We start from the raw sequence: 24,472 nt of genomic DNA on the forward strand, positions 1-24,472 counted from the left end.
AGAAGGAGCAGGACATGGCAGTAGAACGCATCGGCCCGCCGAGCGTCGCCGGTGAGCGCGAGATGCTCCGGGCGTTCCTCGGCTACCACCGGGCCACGCTCGCACTGAAATGCGACGGGCTGTCGGACGAGGAGCTGCGCCGCAGGTCGATGCCGCCGTCGACGCTCACGCTGCTCGGCCTGGTCAGGCACATGGCCGAGGTCGAGCGCGCGTGGTTCCGCCGGGTGATCGGCAAGGAGGACGTGCCGCTCGTCTGGTCGGAGGAGGACGACTACCAGGCGGCGTACGACCCGAGCGGGTCCACCGGCGCGGAGGCCTTCGCCGCCTGGCAGGCGGAGGTCGAGCACTCCCGCAGGATCGAGCGCGCGGCGGAGTCGCTCGACGTCGTCGCCTACGCGCCCCGGTGGGACGAGGAGGTGTCGCTGCGGCTGGTGATGCTGCACATGATCCATGAGTACGCCCGGCACAACGGCCACGCCGACTTCCTGCGTGAGGGCGTCGACGGGACCGTGGGCGTCTGAGACCGGCCGTCACCGCCCTTCGGCCGGCCCGTCTCCTCAGCTCACCGGGCCCTGGACGGTCCTGCGCTCGGTACGGAAGATCAGCGTCGTCTCCAGATGGACGATCTCCTGGCGGACCAGGATGCGTTCGAGGACCAGACGGTGCAGGTGGTCGGCGTCGGGCACCGCGACATGCACCAGGAAGTCCTGCGGGCCGGCCACGTGGAACAGCGCGATCGTCTCGGGGAGCCCGAGCACGAACGCCCGCAGCGGGTCCACCAGCTGGCTCGTGTGGGGCCGCACGCGCAGCGCCAGCAGCGCCTCCAGCGGCCGTCCGAGCGCCTGGGTGTCGACCTCCGCACGGAAGGCCGTGATCAGGCCGCGCCGGCGCAGCGACCGTACGCGTTCGAGAGCGGTGGAGGGGGCGACGCCGACGTGCTCGGCGAGATCCTTGTTGGGCAGCCGCGCGTCCTTCTGCAGCAGCTCCAGGATCTTCCTGTCGGTCGAATCCAGTTCGGCGCTCACGGCCTCTTTCCTTGGTCGATTCGGTGAATATGGCGAACGAGCGTCCACTGAGGCCATCATCGCGGTATGACCCCGAATCACGCCTGGGATATCGACGACTTCGTCCACGCCGCCGAGGTGACCGTCCAGGGCCTCGCCGCGTACGTCCGGGAGAGCCAGGACGGGACGGCGCCGGTGATCCGCCGCAGACCGCCCGGGGAGCTGGCCGGGCGGCTCGGGCTCGCCCGCTGGATCCGGGAGGGCGGCATGACCCCGGAGAGCTACCAGGAATGGCTCGACACCTACCTGGTGGAGGGCACGCGGCTGCACCATCCGGCCTACCTCGCCCATCAGACGGCCGCGCCCGACTTCCCCGCCGCGCTGGCCGACTTCGTCCACGGGGCGATCAACAACCCGATGGCGATCTACGAGATGGGCGCCGCGGCGGCGACCGTCGAGTTCGAGGTGCTGCGCTGGATGCTCGGCAAGGTCGGCTTCCCCGAGGGCGGCGGGGTGCTCACCCACGGCGGGTCGCTGGCCAACCTGACCGCGCTGCTCGCCGCACGGGCCGCGGCCGCACCGGACGCGTGGACCGAGGGCGTGCCCGGCGATCTCGCCCTCCTCGCGCCGCCGTCGGCGCACTACTCGATCACCCGGGCGGCGGCCATCCTCGGCCTCGGCGAGCGCGCGGTCGTGCCGCTCGACGTGGACGACCTGGGCAGGATCGACGTGGCCCGGCTGCCCGAGGCGCTCGACCGGGCGCGGCGGGCCGGGCGCAGGCCGATGGCCCTGGTCGCGGCCGCCTGCGCCACCGGCACCGGCCTGTACGACGACCTGCGGCCCATCGGCGAGTTCTGCGCCGAGCACGACCTGTGGTTCCACGTGGACGGCGCGCACGGCGCGTCGGCGCTGCTCAGCGAGGAGCACCGCCACCTGCTCGACGGCGTGGAGCTGGCCGACTCCGTCATCTGGGACGCGCACAAGATGCTGCGCACCTCCGGCCTCGTGGCGGCCGTGCTCGTCCGGCGTGAGGGCGACCTCGACGCGGCGTTCCGGCAGCGGGCCAGCTACCTGTTCTACGGCGACCAGGGGTTCGACCTGATCGGCAGGACGGTGGAGTGCTCCAAGGCCGCGCTCGGGCTGAAGGTGTTCCTCAACCTCGCCTGGCGGGGCGAGCGGGGCCTTGGCGAGCACGTGGCGGAGCGGTACGCCGCCGCGCACCGCTTCTGGGAGCTGGCCCGCGAGCGGCCCGGCTTCCACTGCCCGTACGAGCCGGAGAGCAACATCGTCTGCTTCCGTTACGGCGACGGCGACCAGGCCGAGATCCGCGAGACCCTGCTGGAGGAGGGCTCCTTCCACCTGACCTCGGCCGAGGTCGGGGGCGTTCGCCACCTGCGGGTGACGGTCATCGCCCCCGCCACCGACGACAAGACCCTGGAGTCCCTCCTCGACCGCATCGCCTCGCTCGGGGACGCCTAGAAGGCGGCGGGCTCGGAGTAGGTGCCCCACTCCTCGCGCAGGACGTCGCAGATCTCGCCCAGCGTGGCCTCGGCCCGTACGGCCTCCAGCATGGGCGGGATCATGTTGTCGGTGCCCTTGGCGGCGGCCCGCAGGGCGGCCAGCGCCGCGTCGACGACCTCCCGGTCCCGCGCGGCGCGCCGCCCGGCCAGCACCCTGCGCTGCTCGACCTCGACCTCGTGGCTGATCCGCAGGATCTCCAGCGGCTCCTCCACGCTCGCGGTGTGGCAGTTCACGCCGACGATCCGCTTGTCGCCCTTCTCCAGCTTGCGCTGGTAGTCGAAGGCCGACTCGGCGATCTCGGACATGAACCAGCCGTCCTCGATGCCCCGCAGGATGCCGGCGGTCATCGTGCCGTCGCCGCCCATCTCCCTGATCTTCGCGAAGGTCTTCTCCGCCTCGGCCTCCAGCCGGTCGGTCAGCGCCTCGACGTACCAGGAGCCGCCCAGCGGATCGACGACGTTGACGACCTCCGTCTCCTCCATGATCACCTGCTGGGTGCGCAGCGCGATCTCGGCGGCCTTCTCCGACGGCAGCGCGAGCACCTCGTCCAGCGCGTTGGTGTGCAGCGAGTTGGTGCCGCCGAGCACGGCCGCCAGCGCCTCGATCGCGGTGCGGACGATGTTGTTGTCCGGCTGCTGCGCGGTCAGCGACACCCCCGCCGTCTGCGTGTGGAAGCGCAGCCACTGCGCCTTCTCGGTGCGCGCGCCGTACACGTCGCGCATCCAGCGGGCCCAGATGCGCCGCGCGGCGCGGAACTTCGCGATCTCCTCGAAGAAGTCGATGTGCGCGTCGAAGAAGAACGACAGTCCTGGCGCGAACACGTCCACGTCGAGGCCGCGCGACAGGCCGAGCTCGACGTAGCCGAAGCCGTCGGCGAGCGTGAAGGCCAGCTCCTGCGCGGCCGTGGCCCCCGCCTCGCGGATGTGGTAACCCGACACCGACAGCGGCTTGTACGCGGGGATCTCGGCGGCGCAGAACTCCATCAGGTCGCCGATCAGCCGCAGGTGCGGCTCGGGGGCGAACAGCCACTCCTTCTGCGCGATGTACTCCTTGAAGATGTCGGTCTGCAGGGTGCCGTTCAGCTTGCCCACCGGCACGCCCTGCCGCTCGGCCGCGACCACGTACATGCAGAAGATCGGTACGGCGGGCCCGCTGATGGTCATCGACGTGGTGACCTCGCCGAGCGGGATGCCGTCGAACAGCAGGTCCATGTCGAGGGCCGAGTCGATCGCCACGCCGCAGTGGCCCACCTCGCCGAGCGAGCGGGGGTCGTCGGAGTCGCGGCCCATCAGCGTCGGCATGTCGAACGCCACCGACAGGCCGCCGCCCCCGGCGCCGAGGATCATCTTGTAGCGCTCGTTGGTCTGCGTGGCGTTGCCGAACCCGGCGAACTGCCGGATGGTCCAGGGACGGCCGCGGTAGCCGGTGGCGTACAGGCCGCGGGTGAAGGGGAACTCCCCCGGCCAGCCGATGCGCTCGAACCCGGGGTCGTCCCCGGGCGGCCCGTAGACGGGGTCCACCTCCAGCCCCGACAGGGTGCGGAACTCACGGTCCCGTTTGAAGGCGGCGTCGTATCGCGCCTGCCAGCGGGCCCTGCCCGCCTCGACCGACTCGGCGCCCGTCGCGTCCGGCTCCATGCGTCCCTCCCCGTGTCTCACTCTCCGAGAAGATACTAGGACGTCCTATTAAATCCGGCCACCACCGGTCCCCTATTGATCGCCCGCCTCCACGGCGGTCATGTCACACGTTGGTCGCGAATTGTCACGGACCTTTGACAGAGCCGGGAAATCTCCAAGCATGGTCAGCGCCCTTGAAGTCCACATGGAGGTGGATGTGAAGCGCTTGACAGTCGTCGCCGCGACCGCGGCGACGGTGGCGGCAACCCTCGCCACACCCGCGCAGGCCGAACCGGCGGCCGCCGGGTCTGCTGCCCCGGCCGAATACGTCGTCCTGTACAGGGAAGGCGCGGCCGCCGCGGACGCCCAGAAGGCGATCGAAGCGGCGGGCGGCAGCGTGATCAAGGTGAACACCGAGGTCGGCCTGGCCACGGTCAGCACCGCCAACGCCGGCTTCGCCGGCGCCCTGCGGGGCTCGGCGGCCATCGAAGGGGTCGCCCGCAACCAGTCGATCGGCAGCACGCCGGACGACGCCGCGGCGTCCGCCGCCGCGAAGAAGGCCGTGGCGCGGGCCGCCAAGAACCACGCCGTGGAGAAGGAGGGCCGGGGCGGCGGACCCCTCAGATGGGGACGCAACGTCAAGGACGAGCCGCTGGCCGACCTGCAGTGGGACATGAAGCAGATTCACGCGGACCAGGCCCACAGGGTCGAGCAGGGGGACAAGGGCGTCCTCGTCGGCATCCTCGACACCGGCGTCGACGGCTCCCACCCCGACATCGCGCCCAACTTCGACCGGAGGCTGAGCCGTAACTTCACCGTCGACCTGCCGGCGGACGCCAACGGCACCGAGATCGACGGCCCCTGCGAGAGCGACCCCGACGGCTCCTGCACCGACCCGAACGACGTGGACGAGAACGGCCACGGCACCCACGTCGCCTCGTCGATCGCCGCGCCCATCAACAAGCTGGGCATCTCGGGCGTCGCGCCGAAGGTGACGATCGTCAACCTGCGGGCCGGCCAGGACTCGGGCTACTTCTTCCTCCAGCCCACCGTCGACGCCCTCACCTACGCGGGGAACGTCGGCGTCGACGTGGTCAACATGAGCTACTACGTCGACCCGTGGCTGTTCAACTGCGCGGACAACCCGGCCGACAGCCCCGAGGAGCAGGCCCAGCAGCGGCTGTACGTCGCCGCCACCCAGCGGGCGATCGACTACGCCCACGCACGCGGCGTGACGGTCGTCAGCGCGGCCGGCAACGAGGCGATCGACTACACGAAGACGAACGTCGACAGCGGCAGCCCCGACTTCGCCGGTTTCCCCGGCCAGGCCCCCAGGTCCCGGACCGTCCCCGCGGCCTGCGTTTCACTCCCGAGTGAGGCCGAGCACGTGATCTCGGTCTCCGCCACCGGCGTCAGCAAGCGCAAGGCGTACTACTCCAGCTACGGCAACGGCTACGTCGACGTGGCCTCGCCCGGCGGCGACGTCTACGACACTCCCGGCAACACCAGGGACGTCACCAAGGCCACGCTCTCGGCCTACCCCAAGGCGCTCGCCGTCGCCAACGGCGAGATCGACGCGAACGGCGACCCGACCGTCGACTACGTCGTGAAGGACTGCAAGGGCTCCGTCTGCGGCTACTACCAGTACCTGCAGGGCACCTCGATGGCCTCGCCCCGTGCCGCCGGGGTCGCGGCGCTGATCGTCAGCAAGTACGGCAAGCGCGACCGCGCCCACGGCGGCCTGACCCTGGACCCCGACAAGGTGGAGGCAGTCCTCAAGGGCACGGCCGCCAGGACGGCGTGCCCGAACCCGCCCACGTTCACCTACACCCGCAACCTGCCGACCGGTTCCACCGTGACCGCGACGCACACCTGTGAGGGCGGCCCGTCGGACAACGGCTTCTACGGCAGCGGCATCGTCGACGCCCTGCGCGCCGTCGGCCACTGAGTCGAGCTGACCGCAGGCGCACCCGTGCGCTTGCCCCCTTCTCAATCAGCGCAGGCTCAATCAGCGCAGGCCGGTGGCGCACTCCCGTGCGGCGGTGCGCCACCGGCCCACCCGGCTGCGGCGAACCGCCGACGGCAGGACGTACGTGGTGACCGCGCTCACGAGCGACCCGAGCAACGCGCTGGACGAGGCCGCGCCCGAACTGCCGGCCCTCGTCCGGGGCTCGTTCGCGATGCCGGCCCGCGTCCGATTCCCCGGGCCGCGTCAGGAGCTGAAGTCGCCCGCGGCGACGCGCAGGGTCCTGAGCAGGCCGAACATCTCGTCCAGCTCGGCGTCGTCGTACATGCCCATGCAGAAACCCGCGTTCATCAGGTCGGCCGTGGCCCGCCGCACGATGTCCCGGCCTTCGCCGGTGATCTCGGCGAGCACGCCGCGGCCGTCCCGCGGGTTGCGCATGCGGCGGACCAGGCCGGCCCGTTCGAGGCGGTCCACGGTGTTGGTCACGCTCGTCGGGTGCACCATCAGCCGCTCACCGATCTTCGACAGCGGCAGCGACCCGGCCCGGCTGAACGTGAGCAGCACGAGCGCCTCATAACGGGCGAAGGTCAGGTCGTACGGCTTGAGCAGCGTGTCCAGTTGCGCCAGCAGGATCTGATGGGCTCTCATGATCGAAGTGACGGCCGCCATGGCGGACGACGGCCCGAACGTCGAACGCCACGTCTCGGCCGCCCGCTCGATCGGGTCGAACGGGAGCTTGAGCGGCCGGGGGCCACCCGTGGGCGAGGGCTCTGAGCTGGGCGGAACGGACACAGCGTTATACGGTAGCGCGACGCCGGCCAAGATCGACCAGTGCACCGAGCGTAACCGGATTCATTCCTTGACCCCAGAACTCCCCCCGTACGGGTCACGCTCCGTTATGGTTGCCACGTCGAAAGGTGAGGCGGCGGCAAACCCGGCGGCACGGGGAACCCCGTCTGCTAGAGGACGTCTCGCGGACGGGGGTCCGCGGGGAGACGCGTCCGACGGCGGGCGAGGCGAGGCCGGCCGAACGAACCAGCGCCACGGGGAACGGCGTGGGTTCGCGCGCACCGCTCACACAGACACGGGGGAGATTCTCAATGGACAGCATCGCTGTCCCGGCGCCGCATGCGCGCCGGACTTCTGCGGCGTGGCCAGGGGCCGCGCCCTGCTGTGGGTGAGCATAGGGGCGGTTCACGCGGAGAGCTGAGACACGGCGCGCTGGTCGCGGCGACCGTGCTGTTCGTGCTCGCGCTCGTCGCCGCGTGGAGCGTCCTCATTCCCGGTTTCATGGACTGGGACGACATAGTGGCGGCCGTCATCGGCTCGCTGCGCCTGACGGGGCCGCTCGGAGCCGCGTTCGCGGCCTGGGTCGCGTTCCGCAGGCGCCGCGCGGAGAAGGGCCGTGTCCTGACGCCGTGGCGGGCCGCCAGGGCGCCGCTGTCGATCATCGCGGTCGTCACCGGCTCCTTCGGGGCCACCGTGCTGCTGCTCGGGCTGCGCGCCGCGCTCACCGGGCAGGGCGGGCCGCCGCTGCCCGGCGGTCTCGCGATGTCCGTCGCCGGTCTGGGACTGTACGTCGTGATCGGCTGGATCCTCGGCTGGCTCGTGCCGGTCGTCGTTGTCCCGCTGATCGCGGGAGCCGGCACGTTCGGGCTGTTCACGTGGCTGGCCACCGGGCCCAACTGGGCCGACCGGCTCACGCCCGCCACCAGGGAGCCGTACGACCTGCTCTCCGGCGTCAGCGAGACCGCCTACGCGGACCAGACGCTCTGGCTGCTGGGACTCAGCACCGCGCTGTTCCTCGGATGGGTGGCCCTGGTGACCCGGCGGACGCTGGCGCTGGCCGCCGCGGTGATCGCCGTGCTGGCCGCCGGGACCGGCGCCGCCCGGCTCGTCACCGTGCCGCAGACGATGACGGTGAGCGAACGCCTCGTCTGCCAGGAATGGCCGATCAGCGTCTGCGTGCATCCGTCGCTGCGCGGTGGCCTGGCCGAGCTCGCCACCGTGTTCACCACGCTCGCGATAAAGCTGGACGGCACGCCGGCCGCCTTCAAGCGGGTCGAGCAACGGGAGTACGGCGAGGACGACTCCGCGGGGCCGGGAGTGGTCGTCGTGCACATCGACGGCCTCGGGTCCGGGTACGCCCAGCGGGCGGCCGCCGAGTTCCTCGACCGTCTGGCCCACCCGTGCCCGGGAACCCTGGCCGCGGGCTACCGGGCCATCGTCATCGCCTGGCTGCGGGACGTCTCGCTGCCCGGGGGACCCTTGCGCGAGCACCGCGAGGCGGCCCTCTGGTTCTCCGAGCTGAGCAACGCCCAGCGGCACGACTGGCTGCGCATGTTCTACTCCGACTTCGTCTCCTGCGGCCTGCAGGCGAAGCACTTCGGCGGCGGCACCCATCCCGCCGTCCCCGTCGCGTCGGGTTATCCGGTGAACCCCACCCCCGGGTACGCGCCGGGCTATCCGGTGGAGCCGTCTCCTTCGGGTATGGCCATCGCCACCGGCATGCCGACCGGCCCCGGCACCGGCTGGGAGCCGGGCTCGGACCCGCGCGGCGGCGAGATCGGTCCGGGGTGGATCAGCCCGAGTCCGGCCGCCCCCGTGTGGCCGTCTCCCGCCACGAGTCCCGCGGGCCAGGGCACCGTTGGTCAAGGCCCGGCCGGGCAGGGCCCGACGGGTCAGGGCCCGACGGGTCAGAGTCCGACGGGTCAGAGTCCGACGGGTCAGGGTCCGACGGGTCAGGGCCCGATGGGCCGCCCGGGTTATCCGGGTCGGTGGGACATGCCGAACCGCGAAGGCTCCCGGAGAGGCCGTCCCTGGGCCCCGGTCCCCGGGCGGTCGCCGCACCCCTGGCGGCCGGGAAGGGCCGGCAGGCCCGGTGACCCCGCATTCCCTGACCGGCCGGGCACGCAGGAAAGGCCCGGTGCCGGCGCTCCCGGTGCTTCCGGTGCTTCCGGTGCTTCCGGTGCTTCCGGTGCTTCCGGTGCGCAGGCACGCCCGGGCGGCGTCGGCGCGAGCCCTTCACCCGCCCAGGACCGCGCCGGCCGCTCGGGTCCCGGCACGCAGGCACGGCCCGGCGCGAGCCCCTCGGCCGTCCAGGACCACCGGCCAGGCCGCCGTCGGTCCGGCGGCACGGTTCCCGGCCGGGACGGGCACGACGGGCGCTCCGGACGCACCGCGCAATCTGGGGGGCCTGACAGCGGTCGAGCCGGCGGTCACGCGGACTCTGCCCCGCCTGCCACTGGCGACGGCGACGCCCGCGACGCGAGCTCCGAGGACGACCCCGGCGTTATGGGCGTACCCGGCACGCTCCTGGCGCCCGCCGCATAGTGCCCGCACCTGGAGAGCGAGGACGAGCAGCCGCCCCGCCCGCATGGTCCCGCCCCCCCCCCCGCGCGGGGCCAGAACCGGGCCGGCGCGACAGGCCGCAGGACCTGCGGGCGATCCCGCGCCCGGGCACCGGGCCGGGCGTGCGTGTGGCGGCGGAAATCCGCTGGCGCGGCTTAAGCGGGGCGGCGTGAACGCGAGGCGGCGTGAACGTGGAGCGGGCGCTCGCTCGGACACCGCCGCGGGCGTGAACGTGGGACGGCGTGAATGTGGGGCGGGCGCCCGCTCGGGCACCGGGGCGGGCGTGCGTGTGGCGGCGGAAACCCGGCCGTCACCAATCGGGGCGTGAGCGCTGCGGCGGAGGCCCGTCCGGCCATCGGTCCGTATAAAAGGCAGGTTTGGGATGTCCGAAGCATGCTCTGCGGACAGAAATGATCTTGTCGTGCGTGAGATCCCGGGAATACCGGGAAGATTCCCCCCGTGGACCGTCAGACCCGTCCCTCGTTCGCGCCGGCCGACTCCGGCGCCGCCGCCACCGACGCCACGGCGAGCGCCGGGGCCCCCGCCCCCCGCTCCCGGCGCGGGTGGCGGGTGCTCGCCGGCCTGCTGTTCGTGGTCCTGCTGCTCGTGGTCGGCGCCCGGCTGACCTTGTCCTGGCTCAATCCGCTGGGCGAGCAGACCATCGACCGCAGCGGGCCCGCACTGCTCCGTTCGGTGCAGAACCTGAGCCGCTTCGAGGCCGCGACAGGCGACTTCCAGGTCATCGTCGACCTGGAGAAGGACGCCAAGTTCCTCCCGGACGCGATCAAGGGCTCCCGCACGCTCTTCGTGGGCGCCGGCACCGTGGACGCCTACGTGGACTTCTCCACGCTGCCCAAGGACGCCTTCACGGTCTCCCCCGACCGCACGGCGGTGACGGTGCGGCTGCCGCACGCCGAGCTGGAGAAACCCAACCTCGACAACAAGCGGTCGTACGTCTTCGCCCAGGAGCGGGGCATCTTCGACCGGATCTCCGATTTCCTGTCGTCGTCTCCCCAGAACCAGCAGGAGCTCTACGTGCTGGCCGAACGCAAGATCGCCGATGCGGCCGCCGCCAGCGACCTGCGTTCCCGGGCCGACCAGAACTCCAAGGCCATGCTGGAGGGCATGCTGAAGTCCCTCGGCTTCACGAGGGTCACGGTCGAATACACCGGTGAGCCCTGACCCGTCGGCCGCCGCGACGCGAGAGCCGTACGGGCCGGGCTCGGCCCGGCACCGTAGCGGCCCGACGCCTCAGCGCAGACCGGCGCCTCTGCACGGCCCGGTGCCTCAGCGCAGGGTCGCAACTCAGCGCAGGGCGGCAACTCAGCGCAGGGCGGCGATGAGGTCGTCGGCGGCGGCGTAGGGGTCGGTCTCCGCGCCGAGCAGCCGCTCGGCGAGCGCGTCGAGGCGGTCACCGTGGAGCACGGCGAAGCGCGACCGGAGCTGGGCCAGCGCGATGGCCTCGATCTCGTCGCGTGCCCTGGCCAGCCGCCGCCTGCGGGCCTCGCCGGACTCCTCCAGGTATGCCTGGTGCTTGTCCAGCGCGGCCAGCAGGTGGTCCGCGCCCTCGCCCTTGGAGGCGACGGTCGTGACGATCGGGGGCCGCCAGGGCGCCTCCACGAGGCCCGTCATGTTCCGCAGCTCCCGCACGGTCGTCTGGACGCCGTCGCGGTCGGCCTTGTTCACCACCAGGACGTCGGCGACCTCGAGGATGCCCGCCTTGGCGGCCTGCACGCCGTCGCCCATGCCCGGCGCGAGGATGACGACGGTCGTGTCGGCCAGGCGGGCGATCTCCACCTCGGCCTGCCCGACGCCGACCGTCTCGACGAGGATCACGTCGCACCCGGCGGCCTCCAGCACGCGCAGCGCCTGCGGCGTGGCCCACGCGAGCCCGCCCAGGTGTCCCCGGCTCGACATGCTGCGAATGAAGACGCCGGGGTCGGTCGCGTGGTCCTGCATGCGTACGCGGTCGCCGAGCAGGGCGCCGCCGGTGAACGGGCTGGACGGATCGACCGCCAGCACCCCCACCGTGCTGCCGCGCCTGCGGAACGCCCGGATGAGCATGCCGGTCGAGGTCGACTTGCCGACGCCGGGAGAGCCGGTCAGGCCGATGACCCTGGCGGGGCGCGGCCGGGCGCCGCCGGTGGCGAGCTCGGCCATCGCCTCGCGCAGCGCACGGCTCGCCGCCGCCGACGCCGCCCGGTCTCCCCCGGCGGAAACACCGGCCTGCCCGGCCTGCGCGGTCTGCGCGGCGTTTTCGGCGTTTTCAACGGCGTTCTCCACCAGCGAGATCAGCCGCGCCACCGCGCGCGGCCGACCCTGCCGCGCCTGGCCGACAAGCTCACGGACGTCCACCTGCGGCTCCGATCAAACGCCGGACGCGGGAACCCGGATGATCAGCGCGTCGCCCTGGCCGCCGCCGCCGCACAGGCCGGCCGCACCGAGGCCGCCGCCGCGCCTCTTCAGCTCGTGAGCCAGCGTCAGCACGATCCGGGCGCCGGACGCGCCGATCGGGTGACCGAGCGCGATGCCGCCGCCGTTGACGTTGACCTTGTCGAGCGGAACGCCGAGCTCCTTCACCGACTGCAGCACGACCTGGGCGAACGCCTCGTTGATCTCCAGCAGGTCCAGCTCGCCGGCGGTCAGCCCCTGCTTGGCCAGCGCCTGCTTGATGGCGTTGGCGGGCTGGGACTGCAGCGAGTTGTCGGGCCCGGCCACGTTGCCGTGCGCGCCGATCTCGGCCAGCCATTCGAGGCCCAGCTCCTCGGCCTTGGCCTTCGACATCACGACCACGGCGACGGCGCCGTCGGAGATCTGGGAGGCCGACCCGGCCGTGATGGTGCCGTCCTTGGTGAACGCCGGCCGCAGCTTCGCCAGGGCCTCGGCCGTTGTGTCCTTGCGGATGCCCTCGTCGGCGGAGAACAGCACGGGATCACCCTTGCGCTGCGGCAGCGGCACCGGGACGATCTCGTCGTCGAACAGGCCCTTCTCCGTCGCCTCGGCGGCGCGCTGGTGCGACCGCGCGGAGAACTCGTCCTGCTCCTCCCGGGTCAGGCCGAGCCTGGCGTTGTGCCGCTCGGTCGACTCCCCCATCGCGATCTGGTCGAACGCGTCGGTGAGCCCGTCGTAGGCCATCGCGTCCAGGATCCCGGCGCTGCCGTACTTCACGCCCTTGCGCAGACCGGGCAGCAGGTGCGGCGCGTTGGTCATCGACTCCATGCCGCCCGCGACGACGACGTCGAACTCCCCCGCCCGGATGAGCTGGTCGGCCAGCGCGATCGCGTCGAGGCCCGACAGGCAGACCTTGTTGATGGTGAGGGAGGGCACGGTCATGGGGATGCCGGCCTTGACCGCCGCCTGGCGCGAGGGGATCTGGCCGGCCCCGGCCTGGAGCACCTGTCCCATGATCACGTACTGGACCTGGTCGGGGGAGACACCCGCGCGCTCCAGCGCCGCCTTGATCGCGATCCCACCCAGTTCGGCGGCGGACAAGTCGGAGAGCGAGCCGAGGAGCCGTCCGATCGGTGTGCGTGCTCCGGCGACGATGACGGAACCAGACATTGAGACCCTCCACTACGAGATCGGGGCGACGGTGTCACCATACCCATGAGTAGGACGGCCGCCCGGGAGCGGGCGGCGGCACGCTGACGGCGAAGGGAGACGGCGATGCTGCTGCGGATCGATCACGTGGGCGTGGCCTGCCACAACCTGGAAGAAAAGATCGAGTTCTACGAGTCCGTCTTCGGCCTGACCGTCGTCAGCCGGGAGGTGAACGAGGAACAGGGCGTCCGCGAGGCCATGCTGCACGTCGCCGACGGCGACCAGGGCGCGTCGTATGTCCAGCTTCTCGAACCCCTGCACCCCGACACAGCGGTGGGCAAGTTCCTCGCCAAGCGGGGCGAGGGCGTGCATCATATCGGGTACGGCGTGGCGGACGTCACCAAGGCCTTGGAGGAGATCGGGGCGAAGGGCGTGCGCCTGATCGACGAGCGGCCCAGGCACGGGTCGATGGGAGCCTCGATCGCGTTCCTGCATCCTAAGGACGTGGGAGGGGTTCTCACCGAGCTCGTCGAGACGTCCAGGCGCTAGGCAAACGCAAGAAACGTTCATACGTAACAAGTCGCGCAGAAAGTCGGAGGGGGCCTCCAAGGCGGCAGTACCGGAGTACGCTGGCGTACCACCGGACGTGGACGCCAAACCGGCTTCCCCGCCTCGGAACCGACCCCCCGTCCGGCCCCTGTAGCCGTCTCGACAACCAGGATCGAGCCTCATGCAGTCCGACATCGACGCCCAGCTCAACAACTTCTTCGAGGACGCCCCATCTCGCGAATTCGACGTGGTGCTCCGGGGTTATGACCGGCACCAGGTCCACGACCACCTGAAGACCCTCGACACCGAACTGCGTCAGGCCAAGGAACAGGTCGGCGCCCTTCAGCGGGAGCTGTCCGACTCGCAGCGCCAGCTCCAGGAGCAGGAGCGGCCGACGTACTCGGGTCTGGGCGCGCGCATCGAGCAGTTGCTCAGGCTCGCGGAGGAGCAGGCCACCGAGCTCGTCCAGGCGGCCCGGTCGGAGGCGAACGAGATTCGCGCCGCCGCCAAGGTGGACGCCGCCGACCTGCGGGCGGCTGCGGAGAACGAGGCGGCGGAGAAGCGGGCGCTGGCGGCGCGCGAGGCCGAGGAGATGCGCAGCACCGCCGAGCGCGACGCCGAGGAGATCCGGTCGACGGCCAGGCGTGAGTCCGACGAGCTGACCGCCACCACCGAGCGCGAGGTCGCCAAGATCCGCGCCACCGCCGACCACGAGGTCGCGGAGAAGCGGGCCGACGCCGAGCGCGAGATCGCCAAGCTGCGCACCACGACCGAGCGCGAGGTGGCCCAGCTGCGGGCCTCCACCAAGCGCGAGCGCGACGAGGTGCTCACGACCGCCAAGCGTCAGGCGGACGAGATGCGGGCTCAGGCACAGCGGATCCTGGAGGAGTCGGAGGCCAAGCGCGCCCAGGACGAGGCGGAGTTCGAGATCCAGCTCGCCGCCCGCCGCGAGGACGCCGAGCGCCAGGAGGCCGAGCGGCACGCCACCGCCCAGGCCAACACCCAGAAGCTGGTCGCCGAGGCCGAGCAGCGCGCCGCCACCGCCGAGCAGCGGGCCGCCAAGGCCACGCAGCAGGCCGAGCAGACCCGCCGCGAGGCCGACACCCACGCCAAGCAGCTGCTGGCCAACGCCCGCAAGAACGCCGACCAGCTTGTGGCCGACGCCAAGACCAGCGCCGACACGATCGTGACCGAGGCCAAGAACGAGGCCGAGCGCACCCGTACGTCGATGCAGCGCCAGGTGGACGAGCTCACCCGCCAGCGCGACAGCATCACGAGCCACCTCGCCCAGCTCCGCCAGCTGCTCGGCGGCGCCCCGCTGCCGGGCATGGACCCGGAGCCGGCGCCCGTCACCGCGGCCCCGCCGAAGCCGGCCCTGTCGGCTCCGCCGGTCGTGGAGAAGCCGTCCGTGCCCGCCACCCCGGCCGTCGAGCCGATCAGCTCCACCAAGAGCGACGACGACGCGGAGTGGTGGCAGGAGTAGTCACTGGCGCAATCGGGGAGTCTGACGGCTGAACGAACGGGGCCCGGCACCGCCGGGCCCCGTTCTCATGTCCGCACTCCGCCCCCGGCTCGACCGGGGACCTCCAGCTAGTCGAGGGACTTGACGAACTCAGCGACGACGCGGTTGAACGACTCGGGCTGCTCGATGGCGGACAGGTGACCCGCCTTCTCGATGACGGCGAGCCGCGCCTGCGGGATGGCCTCCGCCATGGCCTGGGCGTCCGGCAGCGGCGACAGCTCGTCCTCGTCGCCCACCACGACCAGCGCCGGCACGGCCAGGGACCGCAACGTGCCGAACGCGTCGGGCCGCGCGGCCATCGCCCGCTGGGCCCACGCGACGGCCGCGGGCGGCGCCGCCTGGACGAGCCCGCGGACGCGCCCGAGCACCATCCCCCTGCGCTCCTTGGTGGTCGCGCCGAGCATCGGGGGCAGCGACTCGGTCACGAGGACGCCCGTGCCGCTCTCCAGGACCGCCGCGGCGATCCGCTCCCTGTTCGCCCTGGCCGGCTCGGGGTCGGCCTGGGCCTTGGTGTCGGCGAGGATCAGGCCGCGTACGCGGTCCGGGTGGCGGCGGCACAGCGCCATCGCCACATAGCCGCCCATGGACAGGCCGCCGACCACGGCACGGTCGACACCTTCCTGGTCGAGCAGGTGCGCCACGTCGTCGGCCATGAGGTCGACCGAGGGCTCGTCGTCACCGAGCATCGTGCCACCGAAGCCGCGCAGGTCCGGGGTGATCACCCGGCAGACCGGCGCGAGGCCCTCGCGCTGGGCGAGCCACATCGCGGAGGACAGGGGGAACGCGTGGAGCAGGACGACTGGCAGGCCGCTCCCGGCGGAACGCGAGTAGAGCTGCATCAGGTCACGGTAACGCGCCGCGCGCCCGCCGCCGCCGTTCGTCACCGATTCGCGACCCCAGCGGCCCGCCCGTCGCGCTCAGACCGTGGTCGGCAGCGGCGCGGCGGGCGGGTTCACGCGCTTGACGATCTCGTTCAGCACGATCCGCACGTACGGCTCGCCGACCCACAGGTGCTTGGCCCCCTCCACGCCGACGACCTCCGCCTGCGGCGCCGCCGCGAACCGGCGTGCGGCCTCCTCCGGCTGCAGGTAGTCGTCGTGCTCCGGCACCAGGGCCACCAGAGGGCGGCCGAACTCACCCCAGGCGACGAGGTCCTTCTCACCGGCCCGCTTCAGCGGCGGCGACAGCAGGATCGCGCCCCGCACGATCGGGTCGCGGCCCCACTTCAGCGCCAGCTCCGTGCCGAACGACCAGCCGACGAGCCAGGGATTCGGCAGATCGTGGAAGTCGGCGTACTCCAGGGCGGCGGCGACGTCCCACCGCTCCGCCTCGCCGCCGTCGAAGGACCCCTGGGAGGTGCCCCGGTCGGAGGTCGTGCCGCGGGTGTTGAAGCGCAGCACCGCGATGTCGGCGAGCGCGGGCAGCCGGTAGGAGGCCTTGCGCAGCACGTGGCTGTCCATCATCCCGCCGTGGGTGGGCAGGGGATGCAGGCAGACCAGCGTCGCCACCGGTGGCCGGCTCTCCGGCACGGCCACCTCTCCGACGAGGGTCAGCCCGTCGGCCGTCTGCAGCTCGATGTCCTCGCGCCGGGCAGGCAGCACCGTGGACGCCCTGATGTCCATTCCCACTCCGAAAGCTCGTGTCAGTAACGGCTGCGGCCCGGACCACGGTTGGCCCGGTTGCGCCAGCACGTGGTGTGCCAGTGCCGCCGCTCGTCCTCTCCCCCGGACCAGGCCGGCCAACTCACCACGTGCGGCAGCCCGGGCCTGATCTCCTGCTCGCACCCCGGGCACCGGTACGCCTTGCCCTGGGCGGCCCCGGAGACGTTGCGGACGACCCACTCGCCGTCGTGCGCGCTCTCCACGCGGTCCACCCCGGCCACCTGGGGGCCCACCGGCCGTACGGCACTGCCGTCCGGACGTTCGAACGGGCCGCGGCGGCGGGCACGGCGGGGACTCACGGCAGGCATCCTTCCGGGGGGTTCATGTCAGGCAGAACGGGAGATGACGGCCCATTCTTCCAGCACCGGCTCGGGCGGCGTACGCGCGGATGCCCCGGCACGCGGGCCGTGACGAGCCCCCGGGCCCGGCGGCTCCGAGCGCCTTCGACGTCCGCGCCATGCCGGACAGTGTCCCAGAACGCCGCCGGACCTCCGTAACCCCGGTAGGGTTGGCGCACATGCGGCTGGTCATCGCGCGGTGCAGCGTGGATTATGTGGGACGGCTCACCGCCCATCTCCCCATGGCCCCCCGGCTCATCCTGATGAAGGCGGACGGCTCGGTCTCCATTCATGCGGACGACCGGGCGTTCAAACCCCTGAACTGGATGAACCCTCCCTGCAAGGTCCGCGAGGAGACGATCGACGGCGTGCTCACCTGGTCGGTCGTGCACGGCAAGACCGGTGAGAAGCTCGTGCTGACGATCGAGGAGGTCCTGCACGACTCCAGCCACGAGCTGGGCGTCGATCCGGGCCTGCGCAAGGACGGCGTCGAGGCGCACCTGCAGGAGCTGCTCGCCGAGCACATCACCACGCTCGGGGACGGCTGGACGCTGGTGCGCAGGGAGTACATGACCGCCATCGGCCCCGTGGACATCCTCTGCCGCGACCACCTGGGCAGCGCGGTCGCCGTGGAGATCAAGCGGCGCGGCGACATCGACGGCGTGGAGCAGCTCACCCGCTACCTCGAACTGCTCAACCGCGACCCGCGCCTGGCCCCGGTCAAGGGGATATTCGCGGCGCAGGAGATCAAGCCGCAGGCCCGCGTGCTCGCCGCCGACCGCGGCATCGACTGCGTGACGCTCGACTACGACGCCCTGCGCGGCATCGAGCCGGAGAACCCGACCCTGTTCTGATCCCGGCCCGTGCCCCCCGCCGGTTGTCCTCCGAAAGGAGGACAACCGGGTCCACCGGCCGTTGGTGTTCCACGAGCCATACGGACGCGAATCTTGAGTCATGACGACAGCGGTGAGAGTGCGCGGGCTGGCCAAGCGCTACGGCGACGTGCAGGCGGTCGGCGGCATCGACCTCGACATCCGGGCGGGCGAGGTGTTCGCGATCCTCGGCCCCAACGGAGCCGGGAAGTCCACCACGGTGGAGATCCTGGAGGGCTACCGGCGCCGGGACGCCGGTGAGGTGAGCGTTCTGGGCACCGACCCGGGCCGGCCGACGCGCGAGTGGCGGTCCCGGATCGGCGTGGTGCTCCAGACGGCCAACGACGTGGCCGAGGCGACCGTGCGGGAGACGATCCGGCACTTCGCGGGCTACTACCCGAACCCGGCGGACCCGGACGAGGTGATCGAGCGGGTCGGCCTGACCGACAAAGCGGGCAAGCGGATCAGGCAGTTGTCCGGCGGCCAGCGGCGCCGGATGGACGTGGCTCTGGGCGTGATCGGCAACCCGGAGCTGTTGTTCCTGGACGAGCCGACCACAGGCTTCGACCCGGAGGCGCGCCGACGGTTCTGGGAGCTGATCCAGGACCTGGCCCACCAGGGGACCACGATCGTGCTGACCACCCACTACCTGGACGAGGCCGAGGCGCTGGCCAACCGGGTGGCGGTGGTGGCCCGCGGCCGGATCGTCGCAGAAGGCACGCCCGCGACCCTGGGCGGACGGGCCACCGCCAAGGCCACGGTCCACTGGGCCGGCGGTTCGGAGGAGACCGACACTCCGACGAAGACCGTGCTGGAGCTGAGCCGCCGCTTCGACGGCGAGATCCCCGAGCTGGCCGTGATCCGGCCCTCTCTGGAGGACATCTACCTCCGCCTCATCGAGGGCTGAGTCGCCGCCGGGCACAGCCGCCCGCCCGGCGGCGACTCCTCCCGGCTCACCCGAGGTATGCGTACTCCCGCGTAGGACGGGCCCCTTCTTCCCTCCTGCCGGTGGTGAACCCCCACCGGCCACCCCATACACCGAGGACTGCTGACTGCCATGACCGAAATCGCCGCACCGAGGGCCGCGACGGCCGCCCCCGCCCGAATGCCTTCCACTCTCCGCGTGGGGCTGTCCCGGGCGGCCCTGGAGACGAGGATGTTCTTCCGGGAGAAGGACGCGGTCCTGTTCACCTTCTCGTTCCCGATCATCCTGCTGGTGATCTTCGGGTCGATCTTCTCCGACCAGATGGAGGGAACCGGGCTGAGCGTCTCCCAGCTCTACGTGGCCGGACTCATCGGCTCGGCCACCATGACCGGTTTCCAGAACCTCGGCATCGGCATCGCCATGGACCGGGAGGACGGCACGCTCAAGCGGCTGGCCGGGACGCCGATGCCGCCCGCGGCGTACTTCATCGGAAAGGCGCTGAACACGCTGCTCGTGTCCTTCCTCCAGGTGGCCATCCTGCTGGCCATAGGGGTGGCGATGTTCGACCTGGAGCTGCCCTCCGCCGCATCGAGCTGGCTGACCTTCGCCTGGGTGTTCGTGCTCGGAGTGCTGGGGTCGTCGCTGCTCGGCGTCGCGGTCAGCAGCCTGCCCAGATCCGGCAAGAGCGCGGCCGCGGTGATCACGATGCCGTTCGTGGTGCTGCAGTTCATCTCAGGGGTGTTCATCCCGCTCAGCCAGCTTCCCGACACGCTGGCGCGGATCGCCTCGTTTTTCCCGCTCAAGTGGATGTGCCAGGGTTTCCGATCGGTCTTCCTCGGTGACGCCGGTGCCACACTGGAGCTCGCCAAATCGTACGAACTTGGCCGGGTCGCCCTCATCCTGGGCGCCTGGTTCGTTGGAGGGCTGGTGCTGTGCCTGACGACCTTCCGCTGGAAGGGGCGGCGCGACGGTTGAGCGGACCGGCGGATGGGCCGCACCGCCGCGCGCGGCCCATCCGCCTGTTCACCCGTAAGAGCCGGGACCCGGCCGGGCCGCATGTATGGCAGCGGCGGCTCGGCTGGGAGCTGCTGCTCGCCGCCTCGACCTTGCTCCCGGCCGTGTTCATCGCGGTGGAGGACCTCCCCCCGTGGCAGCGGATCCTCGCCGCCGGGTCGCTGGCCGCGATCCCCCTGCTCTACGTGTTGTTCGGCCGGCCCTCGATCAGGAACGGCGACCGGCGCCGGGGCGTCGTCTACATCGTCCTGCTCGTCGCGTTGTTCACCCCGGCCGTGCTCATCGAGCCATCGGCGTCGATAGCGCTCTTCGGGCTCTGCTCGCAGTGCTTCATGGTGCTGCGGGCGCGCTGGGCGATCGTCGGCCTGATCGCGCTGAACCTGCCCCTGGCCGTGCGCTACGTGGTGCAGGAAGACCAGCGGAGCTCGTTCAACTTCCTGACCATCATCATCACTGTGATCTTCTTTTCTTCGCTCTTCGGCATCTGGATGGAGCGGATCATGGAGCAGAGCGAGGAGCGGGCCGCGCTCATCCAGGAACTGGAGGCCCAGCGGGCCGAGGTGGCCCGGCTCTCGGCCGAGCACGGAGCCATGGCCGAGCGGGAGCGCCTGGCCGGGGAGATCCATGACACCCTGGCTCAAGGGTTCACCAGCATCATCATGCTGCTCCAGGCGGCCGAGGCGCAGCCGGACCCGTCCCGCCACCTGGCGCTGGCCGTACGGACCGCGCGGGAGAACCTGGCCGAGGCCCGAGCCCTGATCAGTGCACTCAGCCCGGCCCCGCTCGACGGACCCAGCCTGGACGAGGCGTTGCTCCGGCTGACCGACCGGCTCGGCGAGGAGACCGGGATCGTCACAGGCTTCTCTGTCACCGGCGAGCCGCGGCCGCTACCCCGCCCGGCGGAGGTCGTGCTGCTCCGGGCGACCCAGGAGGCACTGGCCAACGTACGCAGGCACGCGGAGGCGGGCCGGGCCGAGGTCACGGTGGCCTACCGGCCCGAGTCGGTCGCCCTGGGGGTCCGCGACGACGGACGCGGCTTCGACACCGCGGCCACCCCCGGGTACGGCCTGCGCGGGATGCGCGCTCGCGTCGAGCAGGCCGGCGGTTCCGTGACGGTGACGAGCTCGCCCGGCGCGGGCACCCTCCTGGAGGTCGTCCTGCCGAGCGGCCCGGCCCGTCCCGGCGCCACTCTCCCCGGCGCCACTCTCCCCGGCGCCACTCTTCTCGGGGCCACTCTTCCCGGGCCGACGGCGACCGCGGCGGCAGCCGCCGCGGGACCGGCCTCCGTCCCTCCCGCCCGTACGCCGCCTGCCGCGGTAACAGCCGACGCCCACCCCACCGAGCCCGGAGTGTGACCCGATGCTGCGCCTGATGATCGTCGACGACCACCCCGTTGTGCGCGAAGGACTGCGCGGCATGCTGGAGTCCGACCCCGGGGTCACCGTGGTGGGCGAGGCGGCCTCGGGAGACGAGGCGGTGGCCCGGGCCCGGGAGCTCACACCCGACGTGATCCTGATGGACCTGCGGATGCCGGGCGGCGACGGGGTGAGCGCGACCACCCGCATCCTGGCGGACCGGCCGGAGAGCCGGGTGATCGTGCTGACCACCTACGAGGCCGACCAGGACATCGTGCGCGCGGTTGAGGCCGGGGCAGCCGGCTACCTGCTGAAAGACACCTCCCGGGCGGATCTGCTGGCCGCGATCGTCTCGGCGACGCGGGGCGAGACGGTGCTGTCGCCGTCCGTGGCGACCCGGCTGGTGACCCGGATGCGGGCGCCGGTGACCGAGACGCTGTCCCGGCGTGAAACGGAGGTGCTGGCCCTGGTCGCGCGGGGGCTGACCAACGCCGAGATCGGCAAGGCGTTGTTCATCAGTGAGACCACGGTCAAGACGCATCTGCTGCGGGTCTTCACGAAACTCGGCGTCTCCGACCGCACCGCCGCGGTGACGACCGCCCTGGCGCGCGGGCTGCTGTAATTGCCGATGCAATTGCAGCGCGATCGATGTATCCCAATTGGTAAGCGTGCTGACCCCTTGACGGCCATGTCAAGCTAATGAGCGTCTTTGGCATAGCCCCAAAGTGCTTATTTCTCAGCACTTCCACAAAAAGGATCTTGCGTTCATAATGGGGACTTCTGGGGGGACCATGACAGGGTGAGGTGAAAAGTGGCGGGACGGGACTATCGGGGGATGTCGGCTGCCGAAAGGCTTGCAGACAGGAGGGAAAGGCTCATATCGGCCGCATACACCCTGTTCGCCCAACCCGGCTTCCACGCCACCACCATCGAGAGGCTGTGCGCGACCGCGCGCATCTCCAATCGCGCCTTCTACGAATGCTTCTCCAGCCGTGAGGATCTGATGCGCGCGGTTTACGAGCGATGCATCGAGGAGACGCTGAGGTCGGTCAGCGAGGCCATCGACATGGCCCCGCCCACTCTCGACGACCGAATCGTCGCCGGCATCGCCGAATACATCCGCTTCGTCACCAAGGACGTGCGGCGCGCCCGTCTCATGCACCTGGAGGTCCGGCGCGCGGGCAACGTGCTCAGCGGCGCCCGTCAGCAGGCGGTGGCGTCGTTCACCAAGGTCATCGAGTCCTCGGCGCGGGGCGCGGCCCGCACGCCTCCCCTCGACCTTCACCTGCTGGCGCTCGGCCTCATCGGCGCGATCACCGAGTTACTCATCGAGTGGGTGATGACCGAACCGTCCCCGCCCACGGAGCAGCTGATCGAGACCGCCGTGTACATCTTCCGCCGCACCTTCTCCTCCGGCGGTCCCCTGGCGGGCTCCGCCCGGTGACCTGGCGGGCTCCGCCCGGTGAAGCGGAGCGCGGCGACTACGCTGAGCCGCATGACGCGAGCCGACAACGACACGCCGGTCGTCCTGTCCAAGATCTACACGAAGACGGGCGACGACGGCACGACCGCACTGGGCGACATGAGCCGCACCCGCAAGACCGATCCCCGCCTGGCCGCCTACGCGGACGTGGAGGAGGCCAACGCCGCCATCGGCGTCGCGCTCGCCACGGGCGGCCTGTCCGAGGACGTCACGGCCGTCCTGAGCCGGGTGCAGAACGAGTTGTTCGACGTCGGCGCCGACCTGTGCACCCCGGTCGTCGAAAAGTTGGAATTTCCGCCGCTGCGGGTCGAGGAGCCGTACGTCGCCTGGCTGGAGGAGCAGTGTGACCGGTTCAACGCGGAGCTGAAGCCGTTGCGCAGCTTCATCCTGCCCGGGGGCGCACCCGCCACGGCCTTCCTCCACGTCGCCCGCACGGTCGTACGGCGGGCCGAGCGGTCGGCCTGGGCGGCGCTGGAGGCGCACGACGACGTGAACCCGCTGACGGCCAAGTACCTGAACCGCCTGTCCGACCTGATGTTCATCCTCTGCCGCGTGGCCTCCGCGGGCGACGAGATCCTCTGGAAGCCCGGCGCCACCCGCTAACCCCCCACCCCACGGGCGTGATCTTGTAGTTTGTCGCAGCGACCCCGCGTGACCTGCGGCGGGACCGCTCGTGATCAAGCAGAAAGGTCGCCACTAGGCCGGCAACCTGCATCAAAGCACTTCGTGATCTTGCAATTGCGTGATCACGAAGCGCATAAGTGCAGGTCGGACTGCTTTCTGTACGTCCGTGTGCATGATCACGGAGCGAACAACACCCGTTCAGAGGGCACGCCTGCGACAAACTACAAGATCACGGCCCGAGGGAGGGGGTCAGGCGGCGTCGAGGTGGGCGCTGGGCGGGGCGGATTCGAGCCAGGCGAGAAAGCCGGTGAGGGCGTCCTCGCTCATCGCGAGGGACAGCGGGCCTCGCTCGGCGGAGCAAACGACGGTCCAGTAGCCGGCGGGGCCCTCACCCGTGTCGAGCATCCTCCGGCTGGAAACGGTGAGGCCGCGCCTCGCGATAGCGTGGCGCGGCCTCAGGCCGAATCCCAGGAACGGGATCCAGTGGAGCTCTCCCCCTACGTAGCGGGCGACCCCGCTCTTCCAGCCCCCCTGGCCGTCCCGCAGCCGGCAGACGATCGTGCCTCGGGCCCGGGCCAGGGCGAACCCCCGTAGGACGAGGAGCGCGGCCACGGCGAAGACGCCCGCGAGTATCTCAAGCGCCGCCAATGCCGCCCTCCTCTTCTTGTCAGACCTCTTCGCCGGCCGCCCGCAACCGGGCTGCCGCACGCTTGGCCTGCAGTCGTGCGTCCGCGTCCTCCTGGTCGGCCTCGATCGAGGCCTGAGCACGCTGCAGCGCGTCCTTGGCCCGCGCGACGTCGACCTCGGAGCCGAGCTCGGCCGCCTCCGCCAGGATCGACACGTCGTTGTCGGCGACGGAGATGAATCCGCCGTGCACCGCGGCCACGAGGTCGCCTTCGTTGCCGCGCTTGACGCGCAGCACTCCGCCCTCGACGAGGACACCGAGAACGGGAGCGTGGTTCGGCATAATACCGATCTCGCCGTCCACGGTCTTGGCAATGACCATGTCGGCCTCGCCCGTCCAGATCTCACGTTCCGGCGACACGACGCCCACGCGAAGCTTTGCCACTTCTCAGCTCCCTTTCGACGGACGCCTGTACGGCGCGGCCGCGGCCGTGCCGTACAGGCGTC

At 71.4% G+C, this 24,472-nt stretch carries 24 protein-coding genes; 14 read left to right on the top strand and 10 right to left on the bottom strand.

Features of this window, described 5'->3' with window-relative positions; all coding sequences use genetic code 11:
* The first annotated feature begins 14 nt into the window (after positions 1 to 14).
* Positions 15 to 521 carry a DinB family protein gene (locus ACIBK1_RS18065; protein ID WP_396736221.1) on the top strand — a complete coding sequence of 169 codons (507 nt, stop codon included), beginning with the start codon at positions 15 to 17 and terminating at the stop codon, positions 519 to 521.
* 36 nt (positions 522 to 557) lie between these two features.
* Here ACIBK1_RS18065 and ACIBK1_RS18070 read toward each other — a convergent pair whose 3' ends face one another.
* The gene (locus tag ACIBK1_RS18070) at positions 558 to 1,025 is read right to left on the bottom strand and encodes an Lrp/AsnC family transcriptional regulator (RefSeq protein ID WP_197042839.1); all 468 of its coding nucleotides are present in this window, start codon (positions 1,023 to 1,025) and stop codon (positions 558 to 560) included.
* A 66-nt stretch (positions 1,026 to 1,091) separates the two neighbouring features.
* On the opposite strand from ACIBK1_RS18070, the gene ACIBK1_RS18075 reads away from it, so the two are divergent.
* Positions 1,092 to 2,483 carry a pyridoxal phosphate-dependent decarboxylase family protein gene (locus ACIBK1_RS18075; RefSeq protein WP_396736224.1) on the top strand — a complete coding sequence of 464 codons (1,392 nt, stop codon included), beginning with the start codon at positions 1,092 to 1,094 and terminating at the stop codon, positions 2,481 to 2,483.
* Here ACIBK1_RS18075 and ACIBK1_RS18080 read toward each other — a convergent pair.
* Complete coding sequence (locus ACIBK1_RS18080; RefSeq protein WP_396736227.1) at positions 2,480 to 4,162, bottom strand: methylmalonyl-CoA mutase; 1,683 nt, start codon at positions 4,160 to 4,162, stop codon at positions 2,480 to 2,482. The genes ACIBK1_RS18075 and ACIBK1_RS18080 overlap by 4 nt on opposite strands.
* Before the next feature lie 196 nt (positions 4,163 to 4,358).
* On the opposite strand from ACIBK1_RS18080, the gene ACIBK1_RS18085 reads away from it, so the two are divergent.
* Positions 4,359 to 6,089 carry a S8 family serine peptidase gene (locus tag ACIBK1_RS18085; RefSeq protein WP_396736230.1) on the top strand — a complete coding sequence of 577 codons (1,731 nt, stop codon included), beginning with the start codon at positions 4,359 to 4,361 and terminating at the stop codon, positions 6,087 to 6,089.
* 264 nt (positions 6,090 to 6,353) lie between these two features.
* Here ACIBK1_RS18085 and ACIBK1_RS18090 read toward each other — a convergent pair whose 3' ends face one another.
* The gene (locus ACIBK1_RS18090) at positions 6,354 to 6,899 is read right to left on the bottom strand and encodes a MarR family winged helix-turn-helix transcriptional regulator (protein ID WP_051762351.1); all 546 of its coding nucleotides are present in this window, start codon (positions 6,897 to 6,899) and stop codon (positions 6,354 to 6,356) included.
* Positions 6,900 to 7,280: 381 nt separating this feature from the next.
* Here ACIBK1_RS18090 and ACIBK1_RS18095 point away from each other — a divergent pair, with 381 nt between their 5' ends.
* Both ACIBK1_RS18095 and ACIBK1_RS18100 read left to right on the top strand, forming a co-directional pair.
* Positions 7,281 to 9,440, top strand: a complete 2,160-nt coding sequence (locus tag ACIBK1_RS18095; RefSeq protein WP_396736233.1) for a hypothetical protein — start codon at positions 7,281 to 7,283, stop codon at positions 9,438 to 9,440.
* Positions 9,441 to 9,917: 477 nt separating this feature from the next.
* Positions 9,918 to 10,640 carry a DUF4230 domain-containing protein gene (locus tag ACIBK1_RS18100; protein ID WP_197042803.1) on the top strand — a complete coding sequence of 241 codons (723 nt, stop codon included), beginning with the start codon at positions 9,918 to 9,920 and terminating at the stop codon, positions 10,638 to 10,640.
* Positions 10,641 to 10,781: 141 nt separating this feature from the next.
* On the opposite strand, the gene meaB is transcribed toward ACIBK1_RS18100, so the two are convergent.
* Both meaB and ACIBK1_RS18110 read right to left on the bottom strand, forming a co-directional pair.
* Positions 10,782 to 11,813: a methylmalonyl Co-A mutase-associated GTPase MeaB gene (gene meaB / locus ACIBK1_RS18105; RefSeq protein WP_030510469.1), complete on the bottom strand. Its 1,032-nt coding sequence runs from the start codon at positions 11,811 to 11,813 to the stop codon at positions 10,782 to 10,784.
* 12 nt (positions 11,814 to 11,825) lie between these two features.
* Positions 11,826 to 13,019: an acetyl-CoA C-acetyltransferase gene (locus tag ACIBK1_RS18110; protein WP_030510470.1), complete on the bottom strand. Its 1,194-nt coding sequence runs from the start codon at positions 13,017 to 13,019 to the stop codon at positions 11,826 to 11,828.
* A 105-nt stretch (positions 13,020 to 13,124) separates the two neighbouring features.
* On the opposite strand from ACIBK1_RS18110, the gene mce reads away from it, so the two are divergent.
* Both mce and ACIBK1_RS18120 read left to right on the top strand, forming a co-directional pair.
* A complete protein-coding gene (gene mce / locus ACIBK1_RS18115; RefSeq protein ID WP_030510471.1) occupies positions 13,125 to 13,547 on the top strand; it encodes a methylmalonyl-CoA epimerase in 423 nt (140 codons plus the stop codon).
* 181 nt (positions 13,548 to 13,728) lie between these two features.
* The gene (locus ACIBK1_RS18120; RefSeq protein ID WP_030510472.1) at positions 13,729 to 15,030 is read left to right on the top strand and encodes a DivIVA domain-containing protein; all 1,302 of its coding nucleotides are present in this window, start codon (positions 13,729 to 13,731) and stop codon (positions 15,028 to 15,030) included.
* A gap of 107 nt (positions 15,031 to 15,137) precedes the next feature.
* Here ACIBK1_RS18120 and ACIBK1_RS18125 read toward each other — a convergent pair whose 3' ends face one another.
* The 3 genes from ACIBK1_RS18125 to ACIBK1_RS18135 all read right to left on the bottom strand — a co-directional run bounded on the left by ACIBK1_RS18125 (position 15,138) and on the right by ACIBK1_RS18135 (position 17,038).
* Positions 15,138 to 15,908, bottom strand: a complete 771-nt coding sequence (locus ACIBK1_RS18125) for an alpha/beta fold hydrolase (RefSeq protein ID WP_030510473.1) — start codon at positions 15,906 to 15,908, stop codon at positions 15,138 to 15,140.
* 78 nt (positions 15,909 to 15,986) lie between these two features.
* Complete coding sequence (locus ACIBK1_RS18130) at positions 15,987 to 16,691, bottom strand: alpha/beta hydrolase (protein WP_030510474.1); 705 nt, start codon at positions 16,689 to 16,691, stop codon at positions 15,987 to 15,989.
* Positions 16,692 to 16,711: 20 nt separating this feature from the next.
* Positions 16,712 to 17,038 carry an ATP/GTP-binding protein gene (locus ACIBK1_RS18135; RefSeq protein WP_363535207.1) on the bottom strand — a complete coding sequence of 109 codons (327 nt, stop codon included), beginning with the start codon at positions 17,036 to 17,038 and terminating at the stop codon, positions 16,712 to 16,714.
* Positions 17,039 to 17,247: 209 nt separating this feature from the next.
* Here ACIBK1_RS18135 and nucS point away from each other — a divergent pair, with 209 nt between their 5' ends.
* The 7 genes from nucS (at position 17,248) to ACIBK1_RS18170 (ending at position 23,320) form a co-directional block, all read left to right on the top strand.
* Complete coding sequence (gene nucS / locus ACIBK1_RS18140; protein ID WP_357316865.1) at positions 17,248 to 17,922, top strand: endonuclease NucS; 675 nt, start codon at positions 17,248 to 17,250, stop codon at positions 17,920 to 17,922.
* 100 nt (positions 17,923 to 18,022) lie between these two features.
* A complete protein-coding gene (locus tag ACIBK1_RS18145; RefSeq protein ID WP_030510477.1) occupies positions 18,023 to 18,847 on the top strand; it encodes an ABC transporter ATP-binding protein in 825 nt (274 codons plus the stop codon).
* Between the two features lie 150 nt (positions 18,848 to 18,997).
* Positions 18,998 to 19,840: an ABC transporter permease gene (locus ACIBK1_RS18150; RefSeq protein WP_030510646.1), complete on the top strand. Its 843-nt coding sequence runs from the start codon at positions 18,998 to 19,000 to the stop codon at positions 19,838 to 19,840.
* Entirely contained in the window at positions 19,798 to 21,234 is a 1,437-nt protein-coding gene (locus ACIBK1_RS18155) for a sensor histidine kinase (RefSeq protein WP_396736241.1), read from the top strand. Before ACIBK1_RS18150 ends, ACIBK1_RS18155 begins: the two co-directional genes overlap by 43 nt.
* A 4-nt stretch (positions 21,235 to 21,238) precedes the next feature.
* Entirely contained in the window at positions 21,239 to 21,856 is a 618-nt protein-coding gene (locus ACIBK1_RS18160; RefSeq protein ID WP_030510479.1) for a response regulator, read from the top strand.
* Positions 21,857 to 22,069: 213 nt separating this feature from the next.
* On the top strand, positions 22,070 to 22,678 hold the full coding sequence (locus ACIBK1_RS18165) for a TetR/AcrR family transcriptional regulator (protein ID WP_030510480.1): 609 nt from the start codon (positions 22,070 to 22,072) through the stop codon (positions 22,676 to 22,678).
* Between the two features lie 51 nt (positions 22,679 to 22,729).
* A complete protein-coding gene (locus ACIBK1_RS18170; RefSeq protein WP_030510481.1) occupies positions 22,730 to 23,320 on the top strand; it encodes a cob(I)yrinic acid a,c-diamide adenosyltransferase in 591 nt (196 codons plus the stop codon).
* A 270-nt stretch (positions 23,321 to 23,590) separates the two neighbouring features.
* Here the strand turns inward: ACIBK1_RS18170 and ACIBK1_RS18175 are convergent, their stop codons facing one another.
* Complete coding sequence (locus ACIBK1_RS18175; protein WP_030510482.1) at positions 23,591 to 23,989, bottom strand: DUF2550 domain-containing protein; 399 nt, start codon at positions 23,987 to 23,989, stop codon at positions 23,591 to 23,593.
* A gap of 19 nt (positions 23,990 to 24,008) precedes the next feature.
* The gene (locus tag ACIBK1_RS18180; RefSeq protein WP_030510483.1) at positions 24,009 to 24,410 is read right to left on the bottom strand and encodes a F0F1 ATP synthase subunit epsilon; all 402 of its coding nucleotides are present in this window, start codon (positions 24,408 to 24,410) and stop codon (positions 24,009 to 24,011) included.
* Positions 24,411 to 24,472 lie beyond the last annotated feature (62 nt).

This window comes from Microbispora rosea, from assembly GCF_044460045.1.
Lineage (GTDB): Bacteria > Actinomycetota > Actinomycetes > Streptosporangiales > Streptosporangiaceae > Microbispora > Microbispora rosea.

What these genes read in the sequence shown, in the direction of transcription:
- ACIBK1_RS18170 (WP_030510481.1), top strand. Translation starts at nt 22,730, where the DNA reads ATGACGCGAGCCGACAACGACACGCCGGTCGTCCTGTCCAAGATCTAC.
- ACIBK1_RS18130 (WP_030510474.1), bottom strand. Translation starts at nt 16,691, where the DNA reads ATGGACATCAGGGCGTCCACGGTGCTGCCTGCCCGGCGCGAGGACATC.
- nucS (WP_357316865.1), top strand. Translation starts at nt 17,248, where the DNA reads ATGCGGCTGGTCATCGCGCGGTGCAGCGTGGATTATGTGGGACGGCTC.
- ACIBK1_RS18080 (WP_396736227.1), bottom strand. Translation starts at nt 4,162, where the DNA reads ATGGAGCCGGACGCGACGGGCGCCGAGTCGGTCGAGGCGGGCAGGGCC.
- mce (WP_030510471.1), top strand. Translation starts at nt 13,125, where the DNA reads ATGCTGCTGCGGATCGATCACGTGGGCGTGGCCTGCCACAACCTGGAA.
- ACIBK1_RS18075 (WP_396736224.1), top strand. Translation starts at nt 1,092, where the DNA reads ATGACCCCGAATCACGCCTGGGATATCGACGACTTCGTCCACGCCGCC.
- ACIBK1_RS18065 (WP_396736221.1), top strand. Translation starts at nt 15, where the DNA reads ATGGCAGTAGAACGCATCGGCCCGCCGAGCGTCGCCGGTGAGCGCGAG.
- ACIBK1_RS18110 (WP_030510470.1), bottom strand. Translation starts at nt 13,019, where the DNA reads ATGTCTGGTTCCGTCATCGTCGCCGGAGCACGCACACCGATCGGACGG.
- ACIBK1_RS18120 (WP_030510472.1), top strand. Translation starts at nt 13,729, where the DNA reads ATGCAGTCCGACATCGACGCCCAGCTCAACAACTTCTTCGAGGACGCC.
- ACIBK1_RS18135 (WP_363535207.1), bottom strand. Translation starts at nt 17,038, where the DNA reads ATGCCTGCCGTGAGTCCCCGCCGTGCCCGCCGCCGCGGCCCGTTCGAA.
- ACIBK1_RS18160 (WP_030510479.1), top strand. Translation starts at nt 21,239, where the DNA reads ATGCTGCGCCTGATGATCGTCGACGACCACCCCGTTGTGCGCGAAGGA.
- ACIBK1_RS18125 (WP_030510473.1), bottom strand. Translation starts at nt 15,908, where the DNA reads ATGCAGCTCTACTCGCGTTCCGCCGGGAGCGGCCTGCCAGTCGTCCTG.
- ACIBK1_RS18150 (WP_030510646.1), top strand. Translation starts at nt 18,998, where the DNA reads ATGACCGAAATCGCCGCACCGAGGGCCGCGACGGCCGCCCCCGCCCGA.
- ACIBK1_RS18145 (WP_030510477.1), top strand. Translation starts at nt 18,023, where the DNA reads ATGACGACAGCGGTGAGAGTGCGCGGGCTGGCCAAGCGCTACGGCGAC.
- ACIBK1_RS18165 (WP_030510480.1), top strand. Translation starts at nt 22,070, where the DNA reads ATGTCGGCTGCCGAAAGGCTTGCAGACAGGAGGGAAAGGCTCATATCG.